This window comes from Streptococcus sp. SM3, assembly GCF_027497875.1.
The window spans coordinates 1-1,064 of sequence record NZ_JAJNSA010000222.1 but is presented as its reverse complement, the minus strand read 5'-3'; the positions used below and the strand labels follow the sequence as shown (position 1 = coordinate 1,064).

At 48.8% G+C, this 1,064-nt stretch carries 1 tRNA gene and 2 rRNA genes; all 3 read left to right on the top strand.

The features are described from left to right. Positions 1–220: ribosomal RNA gene (locus PAN06_RS14340) — 16S ribosomal RNA — on the top strand; the annotation flags it as partial. A 53-nt stretch (positions 221–273) separates the two neighbouring features. Further along, positions 274–346 (top strand) — tRNA-Ala (locus tag PAN06_RS14335). Between the two features lie 123 nt (positions 347–469). Beyond that, positions 470–1,064, top strand: a 23S ribosomal RNA gene (locus tag PAN06_RS14330); the annotation flags it as partial.

Here is a 1,064-nt window from a genome sequence, read left to right as displayed (position 1 = left end):
GCCTACATGAAGTCGGAATCGCTAGTAATCGCGGATCAGCACGCCGCGGTGAATACGTTCCCGGGCCTTGTACACACCGCCCGTCACACCACGAGAGTTTGTAACACCCGAAGTCGGTGAGGTAACCATTTGGAGCCAGCCGCCTAAGGTGGGATAGATGATTGGGGTGAAGTCGTAACAAGGTAGCCGTATCGGAAGGTGCGGCTGGATCACCTCCTTTCTAAGGAAATGGAAACCTGTACGTTGGTCTTGTTTAGTTTTGAGAGGTCTTGTGGGGCCTTAGCTCAGCTGGGAGAGCGCCTGCTTTGCACGCAGGAGGTCAGCGGTTCGATCCCGCTAGGCTCCATTAACACTATAATGGTGTTAAGATTGAACATTGAAAATTGAATATCTATATCAAATAGTAACAAGAAAATAAACCGAAACGCTGTAAATATTTAAAGAGTTTAGGTCGCAAGACCAAAAATAAGGTTAAGTTAATAAGGGCGCACGGTGGATGCCTTGGCACTAGAAGCCGAAGAAGGACGTGACAAACGACGAAATGCTTTGGGGAGCTGTAAGTAAGCGACGATCCAGAGATGTCCGAATGGGGGAACCCACTAGCTAATGGCTAGTACTCCTATCTGTTAAGGATAGGTAGAGGAAGACGCAGTGAACTGAAACATCTAAGTAGCTGCAGGAAGAGAAAGCAAAAGCGATTGCCTGAGTAGCGGCGAGCGAAACGGCAGGAGGGCAAACCGAAGAGTTTACTCTTCGGGGTTGTAGGACTGCAATATGGACTTAAAGATTATAGAAGAATGACATGGGAAGGTCAGCCAAAGAGAGTAAGAGCCTCGTAATCGAAATAGTCTTTATACCTAGCAGTATCCTGAGTACGGCGGGACACGAGAAATCCCGTCGGAATCTGGGAGGACCATCTCCCAACCCTAAATACTCTCTAGTGACCGATAGTGAACCAGTACCGTGAGGGAAAGGTGAAAAGCACCCCGGGAGGGGAGTGAAATAGAACCTGAAACCGTGTGCCTACAACAAGTTCGAGCCCGTTAATGGGTGAGAGCGTGCCT